The following is a 23,758-nucleotide window of genomic DNA, read 5'->3' on the forward strand; positions in this document are numbered from 1 at the left end:
ATTCCCGGATGGCTTCTGTGCCATGGATATTCGAAACTCCACGCCGCTGGCCGGTTACCTTGATCTGCTGATGGATGCCGTGTGCGCCGTCGACGCCCTGGGGCGTTTCGTGTTTGTCAGTGCCGCCAGCGAGCGGATCTTCGGCTACACGCCGAAGGAGCTGATCGGCCGTTCGATGATCGATATGGTCCACCCTGCCGACCGCCAGCGGACCCTTGATGCGGCGCGCGAAGTCATGCGCGGAGAACCCAAGCTCAATTTCGAGAACCGCTATCTGCGCAAGGACGGTGGGGTCGTCCATATCCTCTGGTCGGCGCGCTGGTCCGAGCCTGACCAATTGCGGATCGCCGTGGCGCGGGACATCACCGAGCGCAAGCAGGCGGAGTCCCGGCAGGCCGCGTTGTACGCGATTTCCGAGGCCGCCCATGCTGCCGCCGACCTGCTGGCGTTGTTCAAACGTATCCATTCGATAATCGGCGAGTGGCTGCCGGCACTGAATTTTTCGGTGGCGTTGTATGACGAGCAATGTGCCCAGCTCAACTTTCCCTATCACGTCGACGACCGGGAGCGACAGCCGGAACTGCCGGGTACGACCATTGGGCGTTTGTGTGCCGAAGTCATACGCAGCGGTCAGCCGATCCTGCTGACGCCCGGCTCCAGCTCGTTGCCCGTGGAGCTGCACGACCTCGTGGCGAAACCGGACGCGCCGTGCTGGCTGGGTGTGCCACTGAATTCGCAGAGCGGCACGATTGGCGCGTTGATCGTCAAGAGCGCGGCGGATAACGAGCGCTACACCGAGCAGGACAAGGAATTGCTGCAGTATGTTTGCGCGCAGATTGCGATTGCCATCGAGCGCCAGCAACTGCATACCCGGTTGCAGCACATGGCCCAGTACGATCAGCTCACTCAGGTACCCAATCGTGAGTTGCTGCGTGACCGCTTCAAGGCCGCATTGACCACGGCCCGTGTTGCATCGGGGCGGATGGCATTGCTCTACATCGATCTGGATCGCTTCAAGCAGATCAACGACACCTACGGTCATGCCGTTGGCGACATGCTGCTGCAAGCGGTGGCCAGCCGACTCAAGGGTTGCATACGTGACACCGACACTGTCGCCCGCATCGGGGGCGATGAATTCGTGGTACTGCTCCATAGCATCCAGAGCGTGGCAGACGCCGACCGGGTGCAGGAGCAGATTCGTCACGCGCTGGCCCAGCCGCTGCGGCTGGACGGTCATTGCCTGAGCATCGAACCGAGCATTGGCGTGGCGTGTTTCCCCGAACACGGCACGGAAGACATCACCTTGTTCCGCCACGCCGACGAGGCGATGTACGCAGCCAAACGCCACAATCACCGGGCCTTCGGCATCTGACCACCTCACCGTTCGTCGTCGCGCCAGCGCTTTTTCCAAACCTTGAATGCCGACTCATTTCAAATGAAATACGGGGCAGGCATGCCCATCATTCATGCAATACGGAGGGCTCGAGCATGCGCGGGTCAGGCAACATTTATCCGGGAAACACTGCTCATGATCGAACGAAGGTGTCTGAAGCGGGTCGCAAAAGTGGGAGAACCACCACCGCGAGTGTCGATAAAAGTCCGCTGAAGGCTGAGATCGGCCGCAAGCCGGATCGCACGACTCGCTGAATATTCAACGGTGGTTCTGATTCAGCGGCGGGGGAAACCCTGTCGCAATTTTCTATCAGAGGAGGGCGTGACCATGAGCCGGATGGCCACCTTTTTACGCACCACCAGTATTGTCGTGCTGATGGGCCTGGGTGCCAGCAGTGCCTGGGCCCAGTCACCCGCCGAATTCATCAACGATGCATCCGCCAAAGGCATGGCTGATATCGAAGCCAGCCGTGCCGCACATTCGAAGGCGGAATCAAGGGAGGTCAAGGACTACACCATCATGGTGATCAACGACCGCACCACCGCCAACCAACACCTGGCGAAAATCGCCAAGAAGCTCGACTTGCCCGTCGCGCCCCGGGAAGAAGTCGCGGACAAGGCCAAGACCTTGATGCCGCAAGTGGCCGAGGGCGAGTCGTTCGAGGCGGCATATGCCGCCAGCCAGGTCAAGGCCACTGAGGAAGCCATCGAGCAGATCCAGCAACAGGCCCAGACCACCAACGTGCCGGAGATCAAGGCGTTCGCCGACGAAACCCTGCCCAAATTGCAGACGCATCTTGAGATGGCCAGGGCGCTGCAGGCCAGTCGCTGATTTGCCGCACCTGTTTTTACCTCAGGACCGGGACGCCAGCGTCCCGGCTTGTTTTGCCCGCCGAAAAGGAGAACCTCGATGTCCACACGCCGAGAACCCAACCAATACGCGATGCAGAATCCACTGACCCAATACCCTCGTCCGGAATTCCCCGACCAGCCGCAATCACCCCCTGGCATTGACCAGGACATGGAACCACAGCCCGATCACGGCGAAAAAACCTATCAAGGCTTCGGTCGCCTGGAGGGGCGCAAGGCGCTGATCACGGGCGGCGATTCGGGGATCGGTCGCGCGGCGGCCATTGCCTATGCCCGCGAAGGCGCCGATGTAGCTATCAACTATCTGCCCAGCGAAGAACGCGACGCGCAGCAAGTCATCGAGCTGATCAAGGCCGAAGGCCGCAAGGCCATTGCGATTCCGGGAGATCTCAAGGACGAAGCGTTCTGCGTCCAGATGGTGAAGATGGCGCAGCAGGAGCTCGATGGCCTGGATATCCTGGTCAACGTCGCTGGTAAGCAGGAAGCGCAAAAGGACATTGCCGACATCACCACCGCGCAATTCGATGACACCATGAAAACCAACATCTACGCGATGTTCTGGATCTGCAAGGCCGCGGTACCGCTGATGCCGGCCGGGGCGACGATCATCAATACCGCGTCGATCCAATCCTACGATCCGTCCGCGACGCTGCTCGATTACGCCACCACCAAAGCGGCGATCGTGGCGTTTACCAAGGCGTTGGCGGGACAGGTCATCAGCAAGGGAATCCGGGTCAATGCCGTGGCCCCGGGGCCGATCTGGACGGTGCTGCAACCCAGCGGCGGACAGCCTAGGGAGAAGATCCCTACATTCGGCTCCCAGGTTCCGATGAAGCGTCCGGGGCAGCCAGCGGAATGTGCGCCGCTGTACGTGCTGCTGGCCTCGCAGGAGTCGAGTTATATCACCGGGGAAGTATTCGGCGTGACGGGAGGGAATCCGTTGCCCTGATGCGCGGCATTCGGATGCGCGAGCGTTGCAACAACGCTCGCGCATCTGCTTTCAGCACTGGTTCAAGTCGACTTTCTTCTCTTCTTCTACACCATCAAGGCTCTTGGCCTCGTCTTTGCCCATGTCCTGGTAGCGCTTGCGCAACGCTTCCAGCTGCTTGAGGTCCAGCGACTCGAGACCGAGCATTGCGTTCTGCGCGTCCTTGGTCGCGCGCAACAATTCATCGACTTTCAAGTGCAGGATATCGGTATCGCGGTTTTGCGTGTTCTGGATCAGGAAAACCATGAGGAAGGTGATGATCGTGGTCGAGGTATTGATGATCAGTTGCCAGGTGTCGTTGAAACCGAAGAACGGTCCGCTGGCGGCCCAGAGCGCCAACAACACAATAGCTCCGAGAAAGGTCTTGGGACTTCCTGCCCACAGGGCCAGTTTTTGAGCAATCTTTGCGAACGTCATTGCCGTGTTTCCTCAGTGGATGCACCTGTCTGGTGTGACACCAACGAAGCGGCGAAAATTCTACTTACATTTCAATCCGAACCTCCGTCGACGTTCATCGTCCGGGACGAAGACTGGCGCAACCATTTGCTCTGCCTGATGGTCACTCCTTAAAGCCTTCATCGACGGAGTACACCATGAACCTCACCCGCACCTTTTGCCTCGCCTGCTGCCTGTTCGCACTACAGGGCTGCTTTGACAATTCGGATAACGAGACCAAGGACAACACCGACGGCACCAAGTCTTCGGTGCAGATGCAGGAGTCCAAGTCGGAGAGCAAATAAATCACATAGCCCAGGCCGGGCTATGTACAAAACTGTGGGAGCGAGCCTGCTCGCGAAGGCGTCAGGTCAGCAACTTGGAAATTGACTGTTCCACCGCCTTCGCGAGCAGGCTCGCTCCCACAGGTTCTTGTGTTTCGGCAGGTATTGCTCAACGTCCTTGTTGCAAAACCTTGAGTGCCGCCGATGCCAGGAAGCCTGACCGGCTCTTTTCCTCCGGATGATGCAGCACATATTCATCGATACGGTTGAGCAGATAGCCGGGCAGGGTGATGTTGAGTTTCTGCGCCTTGCCCAGATATCTGGTCACATCAATGTCCACCAATGCCCACGCGCACCCGGCATATTTCGGATTGGCCGCGTGCAGCGTCACGGTGTTGGCCGGCGGAATGGGCGACCCATCTTCGGCAAGAATTTCAAAGTGCCCTTCGATGGCCTCGCGCGCCATGGCCATCGCATCGTCCAGATCATCGCCTGCGGAAAAACAACCAGGGATATCCGGCACTTCAACGCCCCAGGCGTGGTGCTCATCGCCCATGGAAATCGCAATCGGGTAAAGCATTCAATCGTCCTCCGGGGAAGCTGGGCAACTGGCCGTCTGGAGCAGGGCCTGTTGCAAAATACTGATGGCCGTTTTCTTGAGCAGATCCTTCTTGGGATGAGGAACCGTAACCAGTCCCGGTTTGGTCGGGTGCTTGAAATGGTGGTGACTGCCTCGGATCCGTACCAGGTACCAACCATCCGCAACAATCTGGCTTATCAGGAATCGGCTGTTCACAACACCTCCGTGTGGTGTGTGTGGTAGGTACTATACCTACCGAAAAGGAATGATCAACACTATAACCACCACAAGCGACGAACGGGATCGAGTGGGATCTACGTCTGAAGTCTAGAAGCGGCGCAGGACAAGGCGACGGAGAGTCGAATTGGGTCTATTTCCAGATGTGAGACGCAAGGAACATTTGGAGGATCGCAACCCGTGGCGAGGGAGCTTGCTCCCGCTGGGCTGCGAAGCAGCCCCGGTTTCAGCGATTCGCAGACATATCCACAGGACCTACGACTGCTGCACAAACGTCAGCCGTACCGCAAACCCAATCAGCACGCTGCCAAACACCCACTGCTGCACACGTTGGGCCGAGGGCGATCGCTGAATCCAGCGTCCGAGCGCTACGCCCACCAGTGCGTAGGCGCTGTCAAACAGCAGGCCGACGCCGACCAGCACCAAACCGAGCATCGCGAATTGCCCCAGCACCGGCCCGCCCTGTGGGTCGATGAACTGCGGCAGCAACACTGAGCAAAACAGCAGCGCCTTGGGGTTGAGCAGGTTGGTCAGCAGACCGCGTTGTATCGCTTGGTACCACTGTCGCTTTCCGACCTCGGCGTCAGCTCCTCCAAAGCTTGGCAACAACGTGGTCCGCAAACACTGAAACCCGATCCACGCCAGATACGCAGCCCCGGCCAGGCGCACCACATCAAAGGTCCAGGGCGCTGCCTTGAACAATACCGATAGCCCCATTGCCGCCAGCGCGACATGACATGCCCGGGCAATCCCCAAGCCTACCGCCGTTGCCAGCGCCGCAGCCTTGCCCTGACGGGCACCGGTTTGCAGCACCAGGATCATGTCCGGCCCGGGCAACAGATACGCCACCGTCAACGCCATGAAAAACAACCAGAGCTCTGTCATTGCATGCCCTCCGCAATCAGTGGATTGGAGATGCCAGTCTATGGCCGAAGGGTAGGGCAGGTGCTTGCGTAATCAGCTTCTAAAGCTCTAAGAATTGGCATAACCTGCCAAGTGATCGATCCATTCAATCGAAAAGTGCCAAATCATGAAACTTGATGCCTTCGACCGCAAAATTCTCGCTGCACTGCAGCGGGACGGCCGGCTGAGCAACGTACAACTGGCCGAAGAAATCGGCCTGTCCCCCTCGCCATGCCTGCGCCGCGTGCGGATGCTCGAGGAAGCGGGAGTGATCCGCGGCTATCAAGCCATCCTGGATCGCGATGAAGTGGGCCTCGGTATGACGATCTTTGTCGGCATCAAGGTCGAACGGCACACCGATGAACGAGCCGAGGCATTTCGCCTGGCGGTGACCGCGCTACCCGAAGTGATCTCGGCATTCCTGGTGTCAGGCGAGTCGGATTTCCTGCTACAAGTGGTGGTGCCGGACTTGCGGGCCTATGACCGATTTGTCACGGGCAAGCTGTTGAAGCTGCCGGGGGTGAGTGACATTCGCAGTAATTTTGCGATCAACACGGTGAAGGCTCCGGGTGCGCTGCCGTTGGGGCATTTGCCAGATGCTTGAGTAGATACTGATTATCGTGCTATCACGCAAGGAAACTTGGTGCCAATCAACTTCCCAATAGGGGGAAGGGCCCTGGATGGAACTCAGCATGGATCGGCTGCGCAATGGACCGTAAAAAATCGAACATATCCCGTTGTTTCAGATCGGGCGGTTTTGTCGTGCCTGAAATTTAATAGATGAAACTTTAATTGCTCATTCTCCAGACGAATCTCCGCTCAAGCTTCACTGGCCGCAGCCGAAAAACACCGCCGGGATTCATGCTTCAGTTTTGTGAACACACACTGATTTACGAAAACCTCCTCTACCATCCTTAAAGCAAGGAAGAAAAATGGCAGTCATTAATGGAACAGCTGGCGCAGATGCACTGATTGGCACCGCAGGGGACGATGAGATCAACGCTCTGGGTGGCAACGATGTCATCAAGGGGACTGCTGGCGCAGACAAAATCGATGGCGGTGCGGGTTTAGATACTGTCGACTATTCGGCATCTACTGAAGGTATCAGTATAGATTTGCGTCAGGGCACTGGACTTGTTGGACGAGGTGGCGATGCAGAGGGAGATACGCTCATTGGTATCGAAACTGTCATAGGCTCTGCCTTCAATGACGTGCTTTCCTCTGGTCCGTACACCGTAATCCCAACGGTACAGCTGGAAGGGGGAGCTGGCGACGATATCTACAACATCAATCTGGGGCTGACCCCCTACATCATCGAACAGGCCGGTGGCGGCAACGATGAAGTCCGCGTGTCGGTGATCAATGCCAACGGCACGGTCCTGGCGGCGAACGTCGAGCGCCTGACCTACGTCGGCACCGGCGCATTCACCGGTTACGGCAACGACAGCGACAACGTCATTACCGGCGGTTCGGGTAACGACACCTTGTTCGGTGGCGCGGGAGCGGACCAGTTCATCGGCGGTGCCGGCTATGACATAGCGGGTTATACCGACAGCAAGCAAGCTGTGAACATCAATCTCAAGACGGGCGTGCATTCCGGGATCGCGGCAGGTGATACCTACACCGGTATCGAGGTGATCAGAGGATCGAATTTCAACGACACGTTCGTTGGCGATGGCAGCGGTATACGACTCGACGGCGGCGCCGGGATCGACGTGATCGATTACTCGGGCTCGACTGCCGGGGTAAACGTCGATATCCGTAATGGGTGGGGAACCGCAGGCACGGGCGGAGATGCCGAAGGCATCATTTTGGCGAATATCGAAACCGTCATAGGCTCTGCCTTCAACGACGTGCTCTCCGCTGGCCCGTACACCGTAATCCCCACGGTACGGCTGGAAGGGGGGGCTGGCGACGACATCTACAACATCAATCTGGGGCTGACCCCCTACATCATCGAACAGGCCGGTGGCGGCAACGATGAAGTCCGCGTGTCGGTGATCAATGCCAACGGCACGGTCCTGGCGGCGAACGTCGAGCGCTTGACCTACGTCGGCACCGGCGCATTCACCGGTTACGGCAACGATAGCGACAACGTCATTACCGGCGGTTCGGGTAACGACACCTTGTTCGGTGGTGCGGGAGCGGACCAGTTCATCGGTGGTGCCGGCTATGACATAGCGGGATATACCGACAGCAAGCAAGCCGTGACCATCAATCTCAAGACGGGTGTGCATTCAGCGATCGCGGCAGGCGATACGTACACCGGTATCGAGGTGATCAGGGGATCGAATTTCAACGACACGTTCGTTGGCGATGGCAGCGGTATGCAACTCGACGGCGGTGCCGGGATCGATACGGTCGACTACTCGGGCTCGACTGCCGGGGTAAACGTCGATATCCGTAATGGGTGGGGAACCGCAGGCACGGGCGGAGATGCCGAAGGCATCATTTTAGGGAATATCGAAACCGTCATAGGCTCTGCCTTCAACGACGTGCTCTCCGCTGGCCCGTACACCGTAATCCCAACGGTACAGCTGGAAGGGGGGGCTGGCGACGATATCTACAACATCAATCTGGGGCTGACCCCCTACATCATCGAACAGGCCGGTGGTGGCAACGATGAAGTCCGCGTGTCGGTAATCAATGCCAACGGCACGGTCCTGGCGGCGAACGTCGAACGCCTGACCTACGTCGGCACTGGTGCATTTACCGGTTACGGCAACGACAGCGACAACGTCATTACCGGTGGTTCGGGTAACGACACACTGTACGGTGGTGGGGGAGTAGATCAGTTAATCGGCGGTTCGGGTAACGACACATTATACGGAGGCGCGGGCGCGGATCAGTTCATCGGTGGTGCTGGCACTGACGTAGCGGGTTATACCGACAGCAATGAAGCTGTGACCATCAATCTCAAGACGGATGTGCATTCCGCGATCGCGGCAGGCGATACCTACACCGGTATCGAGGTGATCAGGGGATCGAATTTCAACGACACGTTCGTTGGCGATGGCAGCGGTATGCAACTCGACGGCGGTGCCGGGATCGATACGGTCGACTACTCGGGCTCTACTGCCGGGGTAAACGTCGATATCCGTAATGGGTGGGGAACCGCAGGCACGGGCGGAGATGCCGAAGGCATCATTTTAGGGAATATCGAAACCGTCATAGGCTCTGCCTTCAACGACGTGCTCTCCGCTGGCCCATACACCGTAATCCCAACGGTACAGCTGGAAGGGGGAGCTGGCGACGATATATACAACATCAATCTGGGGCTGACCCCCTACATCATCGAACAGGCCGGTGGCGGCAATGATGAAGTCCGCGTGTCGGTGATCAATGCCAACGGCACGGTCCTGGCGGCCAACGTCGAGCGCCTGACCTACGTCGGCACTGGTGCATTTACCGGTTATGGCAACGACAGCGACAACATCATTACCGGCGGTTCGGGTAACGACACACTGTACGGTGGCGCGGGAGCGGATCAGCTCATAGGCGGTGCTGGCTATGACATAGCGAGCTATCTCGACAGCAAAGCAGCCATGGCCATCAACCTCAAGACGGGCGTGCATTCCGGGATCGCGGCGGGTGATACCTACACCGGTATCGAGGCGATCAGAGGATCGAATTTCAACGACATTTTCTACGGTGGTAGTTCGCCCGTGGCGCACGATGGCGCGGCTGGCATCGATCTGGTCACTTATGAACAGTCTGACAGCGCGGTGACGATCGACCTGACGAACGGCACGAACATAGGGGCGGCTGCTGGTCAGACCTACGCCAACATTGAAATGTTTCAAGGCAGCAATTTTGACGACACGCTATCGGGCTCGGGTCTGAAGGATATCTTCATTGGTGGAGCCGGGGCAGATGTAATCGATGGCCGGGTAGGTCTGGACAGTGCTTTTTACATTACAAGTACAACAGGCATCTCGATCAACTTGCAGACGCAAATCAATCAAGGTGGCGATGCCGAAGGTGATGTATTGCTTAACATCGAACATGTGTTGGGCAGTCATTTCAACGATGTCCTGGTTGGAGACACGGGTGTTAATTATCTGGAGGGTGGATTGGGCAACGACGTCATCGACGGCGGTGACGGCAATGATTTCCTCTATGGTGGGCTGACTTCTTGGATAGGACCTTTCAGCGTCGATAGCTCGGCGAACGGGCCGCAGGCAGACATCCTGTACGGTGGCGGCGGTAACGACACCATCGTCACGACTGCGAGCGACGAGGGGACTCAAGCCTACGGTGAGGCCGGAAATGACACTATCACTGTGATACATGGCATGGCTGACGGTGGGGAAGGCAACGACCTGCTGACCGGTAGAGGCGTGGGCTTTTCACTGTCAGGAGGTCAGGGGGATGACAGGCTGATATTGCAGACCGGCGGTTTTGCTAACGGCGGTGAGGGTGAGGATATCTACACCATCGATACTCCAAAGTTAGTGACGATTCAGGACGACGGTATCAGCAGCGGTGACAAATTGGTTTTGTCCTACATCGATAGCTCTGAACTGTTGGCTGATCGCATCGGTGATGACCTCTATCTGCACCGATCAAGTTTCACTCCGGGACAGGCACCGCAAGAAGGTGTGCGCCTGAAGGATTGGTATGCAGGTTACGACACCATCGAACAGATCCAGACAGCTGATATGCAGCTCATCAGTCTGGTGGGCATCAACACATTTGCCAATGATATGTTTTCCTGACAGCCAAGGCAGCGTTCCTGCCGCTACATATTGGTGACGGCAGGAAAATGCATATGCTTTCGTAATAGTCTTTAGTGTGTCGCCCTTTGCCCGGTACTGCTTGAACCGGGCAAAGATTTTCACCTGGCTCCTTAGAGAAAAAGACAATCGCGGAGCGAGTGCCCCGTCACAAACCCCAGACCAAAAAAAACCGGCCACCAGGAGCCGGTTTTTTTGTCCCCCGTCAAAACCATCACGACGCGGGACCAGAATTCGATTGGAGCGGGTGAAGGGAATCGAACCCTCGTTATCAGCTTGGGAAGCTGGAGTAATGCCATTATACGACACCCGCTCAGAGCGGCTGACTTTGTACCAGATGTGGCCTGGGATTTGAAGTTTTTCTTTCCGGACGGCGAGGTCATCCGTCTACGCAAGACTCAAACCAGAGCGGTCATTCGCGAGCAAGCGCCATTGCTGGAGGCTTGCCCGCGATGACTTTTTTCAGATGGCCACTGCATGGTAGTCCTGTACATAGCTGTAGCGCGGTCGGCTGGCGTGGTGGGTTGGCTTGAGGAAACCCAGCAACGCCTCGCGGCTGTCGCGGCAGGCGGCCTTGTGTTCCATGTCGAGGAAGTGCCCGGTGGCTTGCAGCGTGGTGAAGCTGCTGTGCTGGACATGGTTGGCGAAGAGCCTGGCGTCGGTGGCCGCGGTGTATTCGTCCCATTCGCCATTCAGGAACAGCACCGGCACGTTGATCTTTTTCGCCGCGTTGACATAGCACTGCTGGTCGCTGTGGAGCACATCGTTGATGTGAAAGTGCATCTGTCCGTATTCATGCTCGGCCAGGTTGCTGACGTGGCGATAGTTGAAGCGCTTGAACAGCGGTGGCAGGTGCTTGCCAATCGTGCTGTTGACCAGGTGTCCGACACGATCGCCGTCCAGGCTGCTCAAATAGTCCACGCCACGTTCCAGGTAGTCGCGCATCGGTGCGTTGAGCACCGGTGAGAAAGAACTGATCACGGCTTTTTCGATGCGCCGCGGGCGCTGGGCCAAGGCGGTCAGGGTGGCGGCTCCGCCCCAGGAAAACGACAATACGTGATCGGCGGCGAAGTGGTCGATCAGCTCCAGCAGGATCTGGCCTTCGATTTCCTTCGTCAGCATTTTCTCGTGGCGGTTGTGAGCCTTGGACTTGCCCGCGTAGGGCTGGTCGTACAGCACGACATTGAATTGCGGGTAGAGGTTTTTGGTGGTCTGTGCAAACGACGCGGTGGTGGCCATCGAGCCGTTGACCAGGATGATGGTCTTTTGCGCGGCGTCTGCGCGATAGAACTCCGTGTAAACCCGATACTGACCCTGTATATCCAGCACAGCGATTTCTGGCCTCATGTCATAAGACTCCTGGCAAGCGGGTATGCGCGCAATGAGATTGCACGGGCAATGTGACAGGTAGGCATACGCCTGGAAGATAAGGCCCATGTCGATCCACGCAAGCCGGTCGACGGGTGTTGTTATGGCGGGCAATTTGCCGGCGAACGAGGCGGAACCTGAGGGTTCCAGCCGGCAAAAAGTTTCTTAGAGGTATGGGGTGACTCGTCGGTCACATTTCGGCCGACGGTTTGATTCAAGCAGGGGGGAGGCCGTTGCGCAAGTGCTCTTTGAAAATTGTCCGACACTTCTGCCCAGCGGTCGTCTGGCTCAGATCAGGCCAACTTCTTCTGGGCTCAAGGCGCGGTATTGGCCCGGTGCGAGATCAGCGTCCAGCAGCAGCGGGCCCATGCTTTCACGGTGCAGGCGCAGCACCTTGTTGTTGAAGTGACCAAACATGCGCTTGACCTGATGATAACGGCCTTCAACGATGCTCAAGCGCGCGGATGTCGGCCCCAGTTGGGTCAATTGCGCCGGTTGGGTGGTGAGGTCTTCGAACGCAAAGTACAGGCCTTGGGCAAACGTGAAGGCGTACTCGGCGGTAATGGTTTGCTCGGTCTCGACGTAGTAGACCTTCGGCAGTTTGGTCTGCGGCTGGGTCAGGCGCCGCGACCAGCTGCCGTCGTTGGTGATCAGCATCAGCCCGGTGGTGTTGAAGTCCAGGCGACCGGCGATGTGCAAGTCGTCCTTGTCCGGTTCGTCCAGCAGATCGAGGACGGTGCGGTGCTGCGGATCGCGGGTGGCACTCACGCAGCCGGGCGGCTTGTGCAGCATGAAATAGCGCGCCGGTCGGCCTGCTTGCAGCACTTCGTCATCCACCTCGACGCGGCTGAATTCACGCACCTGTGCCTGTGGATCGATGACGGTCTGGTCGTCGATCCGTACGCGCCGTTCCACCAGCAGCAGGCGGACCTGTTGGCGGTTGAAACGCGGCAGGTTACTGAGGAAACGGTCAACGCGCATGAGCAGTTCGGGCAGAGGAGCTGGGGGCGGGCATCTTACGCGATCGGTTGGTGCTTGGCGCGCAACTGGTCATCGACCCGGGCGCATCGCGGGCACAGGCAGGATTGGTTGCGCAGCTCGGCCGGCAAATTTTCCAGCACCGCCGGGTCGATGCTCACGCCATAGCACCAGCAGGCACGATCAACGGTTTTCGGATTGGCCAGGGTGCAGTCGTTGGTGGCGCCGCACGCCGGGCAGAGATCGGGTTTATTCATAACTGGAATGAGGCATTTCCACGCAGGTTCGGTTGCTTCCGGTCTGTCGGGCGCGTTGCAGCGCATGATCGGCCCGGGACAGCAGGCTGTGCAAGGTGTCTTTATCCTGCAACGTGGTCAGGCCGATGCTGATGGTGATCCGCAATTGCTTGCCGCTGCAAAAGTAGCGCTGTTGCTCGATGCGCTGGCGAATTTTCTCGGCGATTTTCAGAGCGTTCTGTCCATCGGTGTCCTTGAGCAGCAGGACGAAGGCATCGGCGCTCCAGCGGCAGACAATGTCTGAATGGCGCAGTGTATCGGTCAGGTCGCGAGCGAAACCAGTGAGCAATTGATCACTGGCGATGTGGCCATGGTTGGCGTCCAGTCGCTTGAAGTCATCCACCTCCAGCAACAGCGCCCCCAATGGCCTGGGCTCGCGTTGGGCTTCGTGCAGGGCCTGCACCGCCAGGAGGTCGAAGCCCCGCCGATTGGGCAGCTCGGTCAGGCCGTCAAGAATCGCTTGGGCGTCGATCCGCCGCTGATAGCTGACCATCAGCCGATGCAGCACCACGAGCGCGGCCACTGTCACCAGCAGGCCGATCAGCAGATTGAAATACAGCGTCTTGAGCACGTTGTCCCGCAGCGACGTGTTGGCGGCGTAGTACCCCAGCAGCGACGTCACCAGGAAGCCGGCGCCGAGCAAAATGGCCAGGATGAGCACCGGCGAGCGCTGGGAATACAACGGCGAACGAAGCGACATGGCGATTCCCTTGGAGTGACCCGATGGAATCAGTTTAGTGGCCCTGTAAGAAAAGACATTCGGATTTACAGCTTTGCAAGATCGTGGCGAGGGGATTTAGCGAAACGTCGCGCCGCCCAGCGGGGATAAATCCCCTCGCCACAGGGTGCTGTTTACTGACGGGTACTCAGATAAGCCCGCCATCCGCCCAGATGACTGATGTCCTGCGCGCCGTCCAGACCATACGGCTCGCAAATGAAGCCGCTTTCCCAGCGTCCGTCGGCCAGTTGCACCTTACCCAGCCCCAGCGGTGCGGGGATACCGGTGAGGAACGAACCCAGCTCGCTGCTTGGCAATTCCCAGACTTCCACTTCGATCGCCACGCCTCCCTCGCCGACCCGAAGCATGCCAGGGCGCAGGGGCGGGCCGCCGGCCAAGGCGTAGAGGCGATAATTCGCTGAGCTTCGGGTCGCCTCGATCAGGCGGGCGCCACGTTGCTTGAGCTGCCAGTTCAAAGCCAGCCCATCCAGGTGCGCGCCGCACACGACCAACCGTGCCCGATCATGGCGCGCCGGGTTGGCAGGCACTGGCAGATCAGGCGCTTGCTGACGCTGCAAGGCGTCGGCCACGCTCAGCAGGTACTGATCGGTGAAGGCGCGGCCGAACAGCGTCACGCCCCAAGGCAAACCGTTGGCCATGAATGCGCTGGGAACGGCCACGGCGGCGTAGTCCAGCAGATTCATGAAGTTGGTGTAGTAACCCAGTTGCGAATTGCGCAGGAGCGGTTCGGCGGCGAGTTCGGCGAGCGTCACCGGGCGCCCGATGGTCGGGGTGAGGACGCAATCGAGCGCTTCCATCGCGCGGTCGCATTGGGCCTTGAGCGCCTGCAAACGGTACTGGGCACGGAAGGTTTCCACGCCGGTCACCGTCGGCGCTTGCGCCAGCACGGCGCGGATCACCGGCAGTACCGCGTCGGGTTCGCGCTCCATCAGTTCCCCGGCCACGCTGTAGCGTTCGGCAACCCACGGCCCCTCATAGAGCAGGCGTGCCGCTTCGAGGAAGGGTGACAAGTCCAACTCGACAGCTTCGCCGCCCAGGTGTTCGAGGCGCTCGATGGCATCGGCGAACAGCCGTGGGCCTTCGTCGAAGTCGAAAAATTCCAGGTCTTGCCGGCGGGGCACGCCGAAGCGAAAACGTCGTGGTGCGCCGAACGCCGAGCCGTCGTTCCATTGCGGGTTGGGGCGGCTGTATTCGTCGCGCGGGTCGAGACGCGCAGTCAATGCCAACAGCTGGCTGGCTTCGCGCGCCGTCGCGGTGAATGTGGTCACGCAGTCCAGCGTACGGCAGGCCGGCACCACGCCAGCGGTGGAGATAAGGCCCTTGGTGGCTTTCAACCCCACCAGGTTGTTCAGCGCCGCAGGCACGCGACCGGAGCCGGCGGTGTCGGTGCCCAGGGCAAAGCTGGCCACGCCCAGGGCCACCGCCAGCGGCGAGCCCGCGCTGGAGCCGCCCGCCGGGTAGTCGGCCAGCACGCTGTTGCGGCAAGCTCCGTAGGGCGTGCGGGTACCGTTGAGGCCAGTGGCGAACTGGTCGAGGTTGGTCTTGCCAACAGGAACCGCACCCAGCGCCAGCAATTGCTCGACGATGCTCGCCGAACGTTGCGGCACGTAGGCAAAGGCCGGGCAGGCGGCGGTGGTGGGAATGCCAGCCAGGTCGATGTTGTCCTTGATCGCGAATGGCACGCCATACAACGGCAGGCTTTCCAGGTCGCGGTTTTCCAGTGCCGAAAGGTAAGGTTCGAGTTCTTCGGGCGAGAGCAGGTGGATGAACAGGTGATAGTCCGGGTTGAGCGCAGCGGCTTTTTCCCGCAGGGCCAACAGCAGCTGGCGCGGTGTCGTTTCACCCTTGCGGTAGGCGTCGCGCAGGTTGTCCAGGCGCAGAGAGAAGGTCATGGCGTTAATCCTTTGATTGAGTTCAGTCACGTTCCAGCACCACCACGCGTTGCCCGGCGCGCACCGCTGAACCGGGCTGGACGCGCACTTCTCGGACCACGCCGGCGATGGGCGCAAGCACCGGGATTTCCATTTTCATGGACTCCAGAATCACCAGCACGTCACCCGCGATGACCCGCGCGCCCACCTCCACCTGGACCTGCCAGAGGTTGCCGGCGATGTGGCTGTCGACGCTCAGTTGGCCCTCGTCCAGCACTGAATCTTCGCTCGGCGCGGTTGCTGGTTCCTCGCTGTCGAAATGCGCCTGGCCACTGGCGATCCAGCGCTCGCGCTCGGCACGGAAGGCGCCTTGTTGCTGCTCGCGGAACGCGTCGATGCTGTCCGCTTCCCGGGCCAGGAAGCGCTGGTAATCAGCGAGGTTGAGTTGGCTGTGTTCGATCGCCAGTTCGAAGCGGCCCAACGGGAAATCCCGACGGATGCGCAGCAGTTCATCGGCGCTGACCGGGTAGAAGCGGATCTGGTCGAAGAAGCGCAGCAGCCAGGGCTTGCCGTCAAATGCGGCGACGTCCCGATAACGATTCCACATCTGCAACGTGCGGCCGACGAACTGATAGCCGCCGGGGCCCTCCATGCCGTACACGCACAGATAGGCGCCGCCGATGCCCACCGAATTTTCCGCGGTCCAGGTGCGGGCCGGGTTGTATTTGGTGGTCACCAGCCGGTGCCGCGGGTCCAGCGGCGTGGCGACCGGCGCGCCGAGGTAGACATCGCCGAGGCCCATCACCAGATAGCTGGCATCGAACACTGTGCGTTGTACTTCGTCGAGGTTGGGCAGGTCGTTGATGCGCCGGATGAACTCCAGGTTGCTCGGGCACCAGGGCGCGTCCTTGCGCACGGTGGTCATGTACTTTTCGATCGCCAGCTGGCAGGCCGGATCGTCCCAGGACAGCGGCAGATGGACGATGCGCGACGGCACCTGCAAATCTTGCGCGGCGCACACGGCGTCCCACTCGCCGGCGACGATGGCCAGCAGATCGGCCAGGGGTAATTGTTCGGGCTGGTAATGCACTTGCAGCGAGCGAATACCCGGCGTCAGGTCGATCACCCCTTGCAGGTGTTTTTGCTCCAGGGCCTGCATCAAGGCGTGAGCGCGAAAACGCAGCACCAGGTCCAGTTCCGGAGCGCCGATTTCAAGCAGCAGATGGGTGTCGCCGGACAGCCGCGCGACCAGGCGGGTGTCGTCCTGGCCGATGTCCAAAACCACAGGCGACTCAACCCCCTGTGGGAGCGAGCCTGCTCGCGAAGCAGTCAATGCGGTGTCTGATCTGGCCCCTTCGCGAGCAGGCTCGCTCCCACATTGATCCCATTTCAAGGCCAGTGAGCGGGCAGTCTTCAGGTCCACCGGCACAAACCGCACCTTGTCCCCCGCCTTGAGCTGTCCCAGTTGCCACAGGTCCGCCTCGATCACCGTCACGGGGCAGACGAAGCCACCCAGGCTCGGGCCGTCGGGGCCGAGGATGACCGGCATGTCGCCGGTGAAGTCCACCGCGCCGATGGCGTACGGGTTGTCATGGATATTGGACGGATGCAGGCCTGCTTCGCCGCCGTCGGCACGTACCCATTCCGGCTTCGGCCCGATCAGCCGCACGCCGGTTCGGCTGGAGTTGAAATGCACTTCCCAGGCGGTGTCGAAGAACGTCTGGATGTAGCGCTCGGTGAAATATTCCGGCGCGCCGTGGGGACCGTAGATCACACGGATCTGCCGCACGGCTGGCAACACCAGGGGCGGCTCTTCGATCGACGGCACCACGACGTGCTCATCCAACGCAGCCAGGTGCAGCACGTCGCCGGTGCACAATGCTCGCCCGCCGTGGCCGCCGAACTGGCCGAGGGTGAAGGTGCTTTTGCTGCCCAGGTAATCCGGTACCTGCAAGCCGCCATGTACACACAGATAACTCCGCGCCCCGGCGCCAGTAATCGTGCCGATGGCGAGGGTGGACCCTGCACCGATCGACAGCGGGGTGTCCATCGGCACCGTTTCGCCGTCCAGCGTCAGGGCGATTTCTGCGCCGGTCACCGCCACTCGCGCAGCGCAGTTGAAGCGCAGCAGCGGCCCGCTCATGGTGATTTCCAAGGCCGCCACACCTTCCTCGTTGCCCAGCAGGCGATTGCCCAGGCGCAACGAACGGCTGTCCATCGGTCCCGACGGCGGCACGCCCACCGCCCAATAACCGAGGCGACCGGGGTAATCCTGAACGCTGGTCTGAGTGCCGGGGCTGAGCACTTCGACGGTGTTGGCGCGGTAGGCCAGGGTCTCCAGGCAGCGGGTCCAGGGCTGGCCATCGGCGAAGGGCGCGTCGAGCAGGATCTGTTGCAGGTAGACACGGTTGGTTTCCACGCCATAGAGCAGGCTTTCGTCCAGCGCTTGATGCAGGCCCAGGCGTGCCTGCTCGCGGGTCGGCGCCCAGCGAATGACTTTGGCGATCATCGGATCGAAGTACGGCGGGATCTGGCAACCGGCCTCGACCCAGGTGTCGATGCGCAGTTCCTTGCCGTTGGCCTGCGCAAATTCCACCGCAGTCAGCAGCCCTGGGCTCGGCTGGAAATCCCGGCCTGGGTCCTCGGCATACAGGCGCGCCTGGATCGCGTGGCCCTCGGCTTTCAGCCCTTGGCTCAGTTCGCTCAGTGGCGGCAGTTCTCCGGCGGCCAATTGCACCATCCAGCGCACCAGGTCCACGCCCCACACCTGCTCGGTGACGCCATGCTCCACTTGCAGGCGTGTGTTCACTTCCAAGAAATAGAAGCGCCCGGTGTCACTGTCATAGACAAACTCCACGGTGCCGACGCTGCGGTAGTCGACCGCCCGGGCCAGCTTGATCGCGGCAGCGCAAAGCGCGTCGGCCATGCCCTCGGGCAGGTTGGGCGCCGGGGTTTCTTCGATGACTTTCTGGTTGCGCCGCTGCACCGAGCAGTCGCGCACGCCCAGAGCGATCACCTGGCCCTGGCCGTCGCCGAACACTTGAACCTCAAGGTGCCGCGCCCGTTCGATGTACTTCTCGATGAACACGCCGGCGTCGCTGAAATTGTTCTGCCCGAGGCGCTTGACCGCTTCGAAGGACTCGCTCAATTCAGCGGCGCTGCGGCATACGCGCATGCCGATTCCGCCGCCGCCCGCCGTGCTTTTCAGCATGACCGGGTAGCCGACCTGCGCGCCGGCCAGTAGCGCGGCATCCAGGCTGTCGAGCAGCTCCGTGCCTTCGAGCAGGGGCACGCCGTGCTGGCGAGCCAGGGCGCGTGCGGTGTGCTTGAGGCCGAACACTCGCAACTGCTCCGGTGTCGGGCCGATGAAGGCAATGTTGGCGGCCTCGCAAGCTTGTGCGAAAGCGGCGTTTTCCGAGAGAAAACCGTAGCCGGGATGGATCGCGGTCGCGCCGCTGTCCCGGGCGATCGCCAGGAGCTTGTCCACCGCCAGGTAGGTGCCCGCCGCCGCGCCTTCGCCCAGGCAGTGGGCTTCGTCGGCCTGAAGGATGTGCAGGCTGGCTTCGTCGGCCTGGGAGTAAACGGCGACGGCTTTGACGTCCAGCTCGCGCAGGGTCCGCAGGATGCGGCAGGCAATGGCGCCACGGTTGGCAATCAGGATTTTTTCGAACATGGCATTTACCCCTCAGGCCGCAATGCCAGCCTGAATCGGGATGCGGGCCGTCCCGCAGTTTTCGATGGCCGACGGGGTCGTCCCCGTGGGCGGATACCTTCGAACACCACACAACCTCTGTGTGGGAGCGAGCCTGCTCGCGAAAACGGTACATCAACCGCATGAAGGCTGACTGATCCGACGCCTTCGCGAGCAGGCTCGCTCCCACAGGAGACCAAGGCGTTATTTGATGCACTGCCCCGACCGGCTCTGGCACAGCGCGAATAGCCAGTGGCGCAGGCGCATGAGTTTCAGTTCCATATCAGCAGCTCCGCAGGGGTAGGGTTGTAGGCGTTGCACGGGTTGTTCAGTTGCGGGCAGTTGGAGATCAACACGATCACATCGATCTCGGCCCGCAGGTCGACGTATTTGCCCGGCGCCGAGATCCCGTCTTCGAAAGTCAGGCCGCCGTCGGCGGTCACCGGCACGTTCATGAAAAAATTGATGTTCGGTCCGATGTCACCCTTGCCCAGTCGACCGTCGTGGGCGCAGGCCCGCAGGTAATTGTCGCGGCAGCTGTGCATGTAGCGTTTTTCCAGGGCGTAGCGCACGGTGTTGCTTTCCTGCGCGCAGGCGCCGCCGAGGGTGTCGTGGCGCCCGCAGGTGTCCTCGACGATGGTCAGCATCGGGCGGCCAAGGTTGGAATACAGCACGCTGCCGGTGCTCAGGTAGACGCTGTTCTGCCGGCGCAGTGTGCGTTGCACGTCGTAGCGTTCCTTGGGGTTGGCCAGGCTGTAGAACAACGTATCGACCGCCTGGTTGCCTTCCAGGTCGAGGATGCGCAGGGTCTGGCCGGCCTTGACCTCGGTCAGCCAGGGTTCGCCGGCGGGAATCGTGGAACGGTATACGGCGGTCTCGGGTTGCTTGTGTGCAGTGGCGATGGCGAGTGACATGGCGACGATCCTCAGGCGAACAGGCGGTCGGTGTTGATGAAGCCGCGCTGGTTTTCCGGGCGCGATTGGCGGCAGTGTTCGGCGACGCTGGGGTTGGCGTTCATCCAGCTGAGTTTGAGCGGCTGCGGCGCGTATAGCGGGTTCGGGTCCATCGGATGTTGCAGCGCGGTCAGCACCACCAGGGTGTCCATCGGTGCGTACAGCTCGATGTAGTCACCGGCCTTGGAGTTGCCCTCCACGAAATGGAAGTGGCCGGCCTCGTCGACATCGACCCGGCTGAACAGGTTGAGGGTCATCAGCAGGTCGGACAGACCCAACCCCCATTTGCCCAGTTCTACCAACAGGTTGTCGGTGCCGTTGCGGAAGAAGCCGTTGCGCAGTTCCTGGTAACGGCCCTGACCATACTTTTCAGCGACTTCCTCGGCGCAGAGCACGCCGCCAAAACTATCGCTCCAGCCACAGGTATCCGCAGTGATTGCCGCCAATACCCGGCCCATGTCCGAATACAGGCAATGACCGGCGGTGAGCTTGGCGGTGTGTTGGCATTTCAGACTGTCCGGCAGGTTCAGGCGCTCGGTTTTTTCGTTGGCATTGAGCAAGGTAAGGCTCACGTTGGCACCGCCACGCACATCGGTCAGGCGCAGCAACTGGCCTCGCTTGAGGACGAACGAGCGATGGCCGCCACCGGGCAGCAATTCTTCGGCGAAGGGGGGAAACAGCTGGATCGAATCGGTCATCGAATTTCTCCTTTCAAGCGATACGCAACGTGCCGGCCAGTTCGGCAGGCAGGGCGTCGACGGCGGCACGGGCGGTGCGGCGGTCGCTGTTCAGTGGGATGTCGTAGGTGATGCGTGCGCCATAGGCGCCGGGGGCATGGGGATCGACACGAACCTTGTCGAACACCAGCAGGCGGGTGCCAAGGCTGAAACCTTCGGACAGGTCATGGGTCACCATGAACACGGTCAGCCGGGTTTCCCGCCAGAGTTCCAGCAGCAGGGCATGCATGTCTTTGCGAATGCCGGGGTCGAGGGCGCCGAAGGGTTCGTCGAGCAACAACACCCGCGGCTTCATGATCAGCGCCTGGGCGATGGCCAGCCGTTGCTGCATGCCGCCGGAGAGCTGCGCAGGGTATTTGTCCAGCGCGTGGCCGAGGCCGACTTTGTCCAGCAGTTGTGCGGCGTCTTCGCGGGCCTGGCGTTTGGCGCCGCCGAACAGACGCCCCAGCAACGGCGAGCGCGGCAATTCCAGGCCGAGGGCGACGTTGTCCAGTACCGTCAGGTGCGGGAATACCGAGTAACGCTGGAACACTACTCCACGGCTGGCATCCGGCTCGCCCGCCAACGGCTCGCCGTCCAGCAGGATCTGTCCGCGACTGGCGCGTTCCTGGCCCAGCAGCAGCCGCAGGAAAGTCGACTTGCCGCAACCCGAGGCACCCACCAGGGTGCAGAACTCACCCTCGGCAACGCTCAGGTTCAAGCGCTCGAGCACCACTTGATCGGCATACTGCTGCCAGACGTTGTTCACGGTAATGAAGCTCATGCCTTCGCCCCCTCGTACCAGGGAAATGCTCGGCGGGTCAGGCGCTTGAGGCCCCAGTCCATCAGCCAGGCGAGCAGGGTGATCCACACCACGTAGGGCAGGATCACATCCATCGCCAGGTAACGACGCACGAGGAAAATCCGATAGCCCAGGCCATCGGTGGAAGCGATGGCTTCGGCAGCGATCAGGAACAGCCAGGCCGAACCCAGCATCAGCCGCAGGGAAATCAACAGGCGCGGCAGCAATTGCGGCAGGACCACCCGCAACATCAGGGTCCAGGTCGAGGCACCCAGCGTCTGGGCCTTGATCAATAGCTCAGGCGGAATTTCCCGGGCACGCTGCTCCAGGTCGCGGGCCAGGCACGGGGTGATGCCGATGACGATCAGCATCACCTTGGACAACTCCCCCAGGCCGAAGACGATGAACAGGATCGGCAGGATCGCCAATGGCGGCACCATCGACACCACGGTGAGTAGCGGCGACAACGGCGCGCCGAACAGCGGCAGCGTGCCGGCGGCGATGCCCAGGCACAGCCCGGCCAGGGCGCTGATGCCCAGGCCGATCGCCAACCGGCGCAGACTCGAAGCGGTGTCCTGCCAGAGCAGGTAATCGCCGCTGCGAGCGTCGGCGGTGAACGCCAGGCGTTTGACTGCATCGGCCATCTGCACAGCGCTGGGCAGCAGCTTGTCGTTGGGGTTGTCCGTCAGCCGTTCCGCCGAGCCCATGAAGTAGGCAAACAGCACCAGCGCAAATGGCAGGATCACCAGCAACAAGCGGCTGGGGCGATCGGGGTAGCGGTTGATCAGGCGCATGCCAGTCCTCCGGTCCTACAACTTGGCGTCGGCGGCCAGTTGCACGTAGGTGGGATCGAAGCGCAGCTTGAGGTTGGTTTTGTCGCCCAGGGTCACGCCATTGGCGAACGCCATGCCCACTGCGTCGGCATCCTTGGCGCCTTCACCCAGCAGACCGTGGCGGAACGAGAACTCGGCGACCTTGCGCAGGGTGGCGGGCAGTTGTTCGCTGGTGGCGAAGGCGAGGGCTTCCTTGGGGGTGGCGAACAGCTTGGTAGTGTCCAGTTGCGCCTGGAAACCTTTGAGATCAGTACCCGACGCCTTGGCCATGTGTTCCAGCGCGGCATTGGCGGCTGCGTTCCTGGCGTTCATCAGCGCCACCACTTCGAACCAGGCGCCGGTCAGTGCCTTGCCCAGGGCCGGGTTGTCTTTGAGGGTCTGAGTGTTGACCACCATCATGTCCATGATTTCGCCTGGGATCTGGCTGGAGTTGAATACTTCGCTGACACCCGGCTGGGCCTTGATGTCCGAGAGCATCGGGTTCCATGTCGTGACGGCCTTGACCGAGTCGGTGTTGAAGGCGGCAGAAATATCGGCGTCGGAGGTGTTGACGACTTTCAGGTCTTTCTCGGCGAGGCCGACCGAATCCAGGGCCCGAGCCAAGAGGTAGTGGGACACCGACAGTTCCACCAGATTGACGTCCATGCCCTTGAGGTCGGCGACTTTCTTGCCCTCGCCCTTGAGGACGATGCCGTCGTTGCCGTTGGAGAAGTCACTGACGATCAGTGCGGTGCTGTCCACGCCGCCGGCGGCGGGAATGGTCAGGGCATCCATGTTGGTCATGGTGCAGCCATCGAACTGACCGGCGGTGTACTGGTTGATGGACTCGACGTAATCGTTGAGCTGCACGACATCGATGGTGATGCCGTATTTCTTCGCCCATTTGTCAACGATGCCCTGGCTGCCGGCGTATTCCCAGGGCATCCAGCCGGCATAGATGGTCCAGCAGACGTTGAAATGGTCCTTGGGCGCGGCGTGGGATGGGATGCTCGCGAAGGCCGCAAGCGCGGCGAGGAGCAGTGAGGACAGACGAAGCTTGAGCATGGTGGTTCTCCAGTTGATCAAGGGCGGACAGGAGCAACGCGG

General features: G+C 60.7%; 20 protein-coding genes, 1 tRNA gene and 1 pseudogene. 6 read left to right on the forward strand and 16 right to left on the reverse strand.

The genetic code is table 11. From position 1 onward, the window contains the following. Positions 1-22 precede the first annotated feature (22 nt). The 3 genes from J3P86_RS06450 to J3P86_RS06460 all read left to right on the forward strand — a co-directional run bounded on the left by J3P86_RS06450 (position 23) and on the right by J3P86_RS06460 (position 3,211). The gene (locus J3P86_RS06450) at positions 23-1,372 is read left to right on the forward strand and encodes a diguanylate cyclase domain-containing protein (RefSeq protein ID WP_434695604.1); all 1,350 of its coding nucleotides are present in this window, start codon (positions 23-25) and stop codon (positions 1,370-1,372) included. A gap of 348 nt (positions 1,373-1,720) precedes the next feature. Beyond that, complete coding sequence (locus J3P86_RS06455; RefSeq protein WP_434699698.1) at positions 1,721-2,224, forward strand: DUF4142 domain-containing protein; 504 nt, start codon at positions 1,721-1,723, stop codon at positions 2,222-2,224. 78 nt (positions 2,225-2,302) lie between these two features. Further along, a complete protein-coding gene (locus tag J3P86_RS06460) occupies positions 2,303-3,211 on the forward strand; it encodes an SDR family oxidoreductase (RefSeq protein ID WP_434625556.1) in 909 nt (302 codons plus the stop codon). A gap of 51 nt (positions 3,212-3,262) precedes the next feature. Here the strand turns inward: J3P86_RS06460 and J3P86_RS06465 are convergent, their stop codons facing one another. Continuing rightward, complete coding sequence (locus J3P86_RS06465; protein WP_434625554.1) at positions 3,263-3,667, reverse strand: low affinity iron permease family protein; 405 nt, start codon at positions 3,665-3,667, stop codon at positions 3,263-3,265. A 176-nt stretch (positions 3,668-3,843) separates the two neighbouring features. Between J3P86_RS06465 and J3P86_RS06470 the strand changes: the two genes are divergently transcribed. Continuing rightward, the gene (locus J3P86_RS06470) at positions 3,844-3,990 is read left to right on the forward strand and encodes a hypothetical protein (RefSeq protein ID WP_434569514.1); all 147 of its coding nucleotides are present in this window, start codon (positions 3,844-3,846) and stop codon (positions 3,988-3,990) included. A 148-nt stretch (positions 3,991-4,138) separates the two neighbouring features. Here J3P86_RS06470 and J3P86_RS06475 read toward each other — a convergent pair whose 3' ends face one another. From J3P86_RS06475 to J3P86_RS06485, 3 genes are all read right to left on the reverse strand, one after another. Further along, positions 4,139-4,549, reverse strand: a complete 411-nt coding sequence (locus tag J3P86_RS06475) for a type II toxin-antitoxin system HicB family antitoxin (protein WP_434569513.1) — start codon at positions 4,547-4,549, stop codon at positions 4,139-4,141. Then, positions 4,550-4,765 (reverse strand): type II toxin-antitoxin system HicA family toxin, encoded by a 216-nt coding sequence (locus J3P86_RS06480; RefSeq protein WP_434569512.1) that lies wholly within the window; start codon positions 4,763-4,765, stop codon positions 4,550-4,552. It lies immediately after the preceding gene. A 276-nt stretch (positions 4,766-5,041) separates the two neighbouring features. Then, positions 5,042-5,671 carry a LysE family translocator gene (locus tag J3P86_RS06485; RefSeq protein WP_434699700.1) on the reverse strand — a complete coding sequence of 210 codons (630 nt, stop codon included), beginning with the start codon at positions 5,669-5,671 and terminating at the stop codon, positions 5,042-5,044. Positions 5,672-5,816: 145 nt separating this feature from the next. Between J3P86_RS06485 and J3P86_RS06490 the strand changes: the two genes are divergently transcribed. Continuing rightward, positions 5,817-6,293 carry an Lrp/AsnC family transcriptional regulator gene (locus J3P86_RS06490; RefSeq protein ID WP_434625549.1) on the forward strand — a complete coding sequence of 159 codons (477 nt, stop codon included), beginning with the start codon at positions 5,817-5,819 and terminating at the stop codon, positions 6,291-6,293. Between the two features lie 328 nt (positions 6,294-6,621). Continuing rightward, positions 6,622-10,407 (forward strand): beta strand repeat-containing protein, encoded by a 3,786-nt coding sequence (locus tag J3P86_RS06495; RefSeq protein WP_434699701.1) that lies wholly within the window; start codon positions 6,622-6,624, stop codon positions 10,405-10,407. A 257-nt stretch (positions 10,408-10,664) separates the two neighbouring features. Here J3P86_RS06495 and J3P86_RS06500 read toward each other — a convergent pair. From J3P86_RS06500 to J3P86_RS06555, 12 genes and pseudogenes are all read right to left on the reverse strand, one after another. Further along, positions 10,665-10,738 (reverse strand) — tRNA-Gly (locus J3P86_RS06500). Positions 10,739-10,887: 149 nt separating this feature from the next. Then, positions 10,888-11,772, reverse strand: a complete 885-nt coding sequence (locus J3P86_RS06505) for an alpha/beta fold hydrolase (protein ID WP_305496238.1) — start codon at positions 11,770-11,772, stop codon at positions 10,888-10,890. Positions 11,773-12,081: 309 nt separating this feature from the next. After that, complete coding sequence (locus tag J3P86_RS06510) at positions 12,082-12,774, reverse strand: pseudouridine synthase (protein WP_434625464.1); 693 nt, start codon at positions 12,772-12,774, stop codon at positions 12,082-12,084. Positions 12,775-12,809: 35 nt separating this feature from the next. Beyond that, positions 12,810-13,028: a cysteine-rich CWC family protein gene (locus J3P86_RS06515; RefSeq protein WP_434625462.1), complete on the reverse strand. Its 219-nt coding sequence runs from the start codon at positions 13,026-13,028 to the stop codon at positions 12,810-12,812. Beyond that, a pseudogene (locus J3P86_RS06520) lies at positions 13,021-13,638 on the reverse strand (GGDEF domain-containing protein); the annotation flags it as partial. The gene J3P86_RS06515 and the pseudogene J3P86_RS06520, both read right to left, overlap by 8 nt. A 281-nt stretch (positions 13,639-13,919) precedes the next feature. Next, positions 13,920-15,698, reverse strand: coding sequence for an allophanate hydrolase (gene atzF / locus J3P86_RS06525; protein ID WP_434699703.1), 1,779 nt, complete (start codon positions 15,696-15,698; stop codon positions 13,920-13,922). Positions 15,699-15,720: 22 nt separating this feature from the next. Further along, on the reverse strand, positions 15,721-19,350 hold the full coding sequence (uca, locus tag J3P86_RS06530; RefSeq protein WP_434699705.1) for an urea carboxylase: 3,630 nt from the start codon (positions 19,348-19,350) through the stop codon (positions 15,721-15,723). Between the two features lie 290 nt (positions 19,351-19,640). After that, a complete protein-coding gene (locus J3P86_RS06535) occupies positions 19,641-20,282 on the reverse strand; it encodes an urea amidolyase associated protein UAAP2 (protein WP_434625456.1) in 642 nt (213 codons plus the stop codon). A gap of 11 nt (positions 20,283-20,293) precedes the next feature. Beyond that, entirely contained in the window at positions 20,294-21,019 is a 726-nt protein-coding gene (locus J3P86_RS06540; RefSeq protein WP_434625454.1) for an urea amidolyase associated protein UAAP1, read from the reverse strand. Between the two features lie 13 nt (positions 21,020-21,032). Next, positions 21,033-21,821 carry an ABC transporter ATP-binding protein gene (locus J3P86_RS06545; RefSeq protein WP_434625452.1) on the reverse strand — a complete coding sequence of 263 codons (789 nt, stop codon included), beginning with the start codon at positions 21,819-21,821 and terminating at the stop codon, positions 21,033-21,035. Continuing rightward, positions 21,818-22,633 carry an ABC transporter permease gene (locus J3P86_RS06550; protein WP_024616101.1) on the reverse strand — a complete coding sequence of 272 codons (816 nt, stop codon included), beginning with the start codon at positions 22,631-22,633 and terminating at the stop codon, positions 21,818-21,820. The genes J3P86_RS06545 and J3P86_RS06550 overlap by 4 nt, the downstream gene beginning before the upstream one ends. 15 nt (positions 22,634-22,648) lie before the next feature. Continuing rightward, positions 22,649-23,716 carry a putative urea ABC transporter substrate-binding protein gene (locus J3P86_RS06555; RefSeq protein ID WP_434699706.1) on the reverse strand — a complete coding sequence of 356 codons (1,068 nt, stop codon included), beginning with the start codon at positions 23,714-23,716 and terminating at the stop codon, positions 22,649-22,651. Between the last annotated feature and the right edge of the window lie 42 nt (positions 23,717-23,758).

The organism is Pseudomonas sp. D1-1, from assembly GCF_051132225.1.
GTDB lineage: Bacteria > Pseudomonadota > Gammaproteobacteria > Pseudomonadales > Pseudomonadaceae > Aquipseudomonas.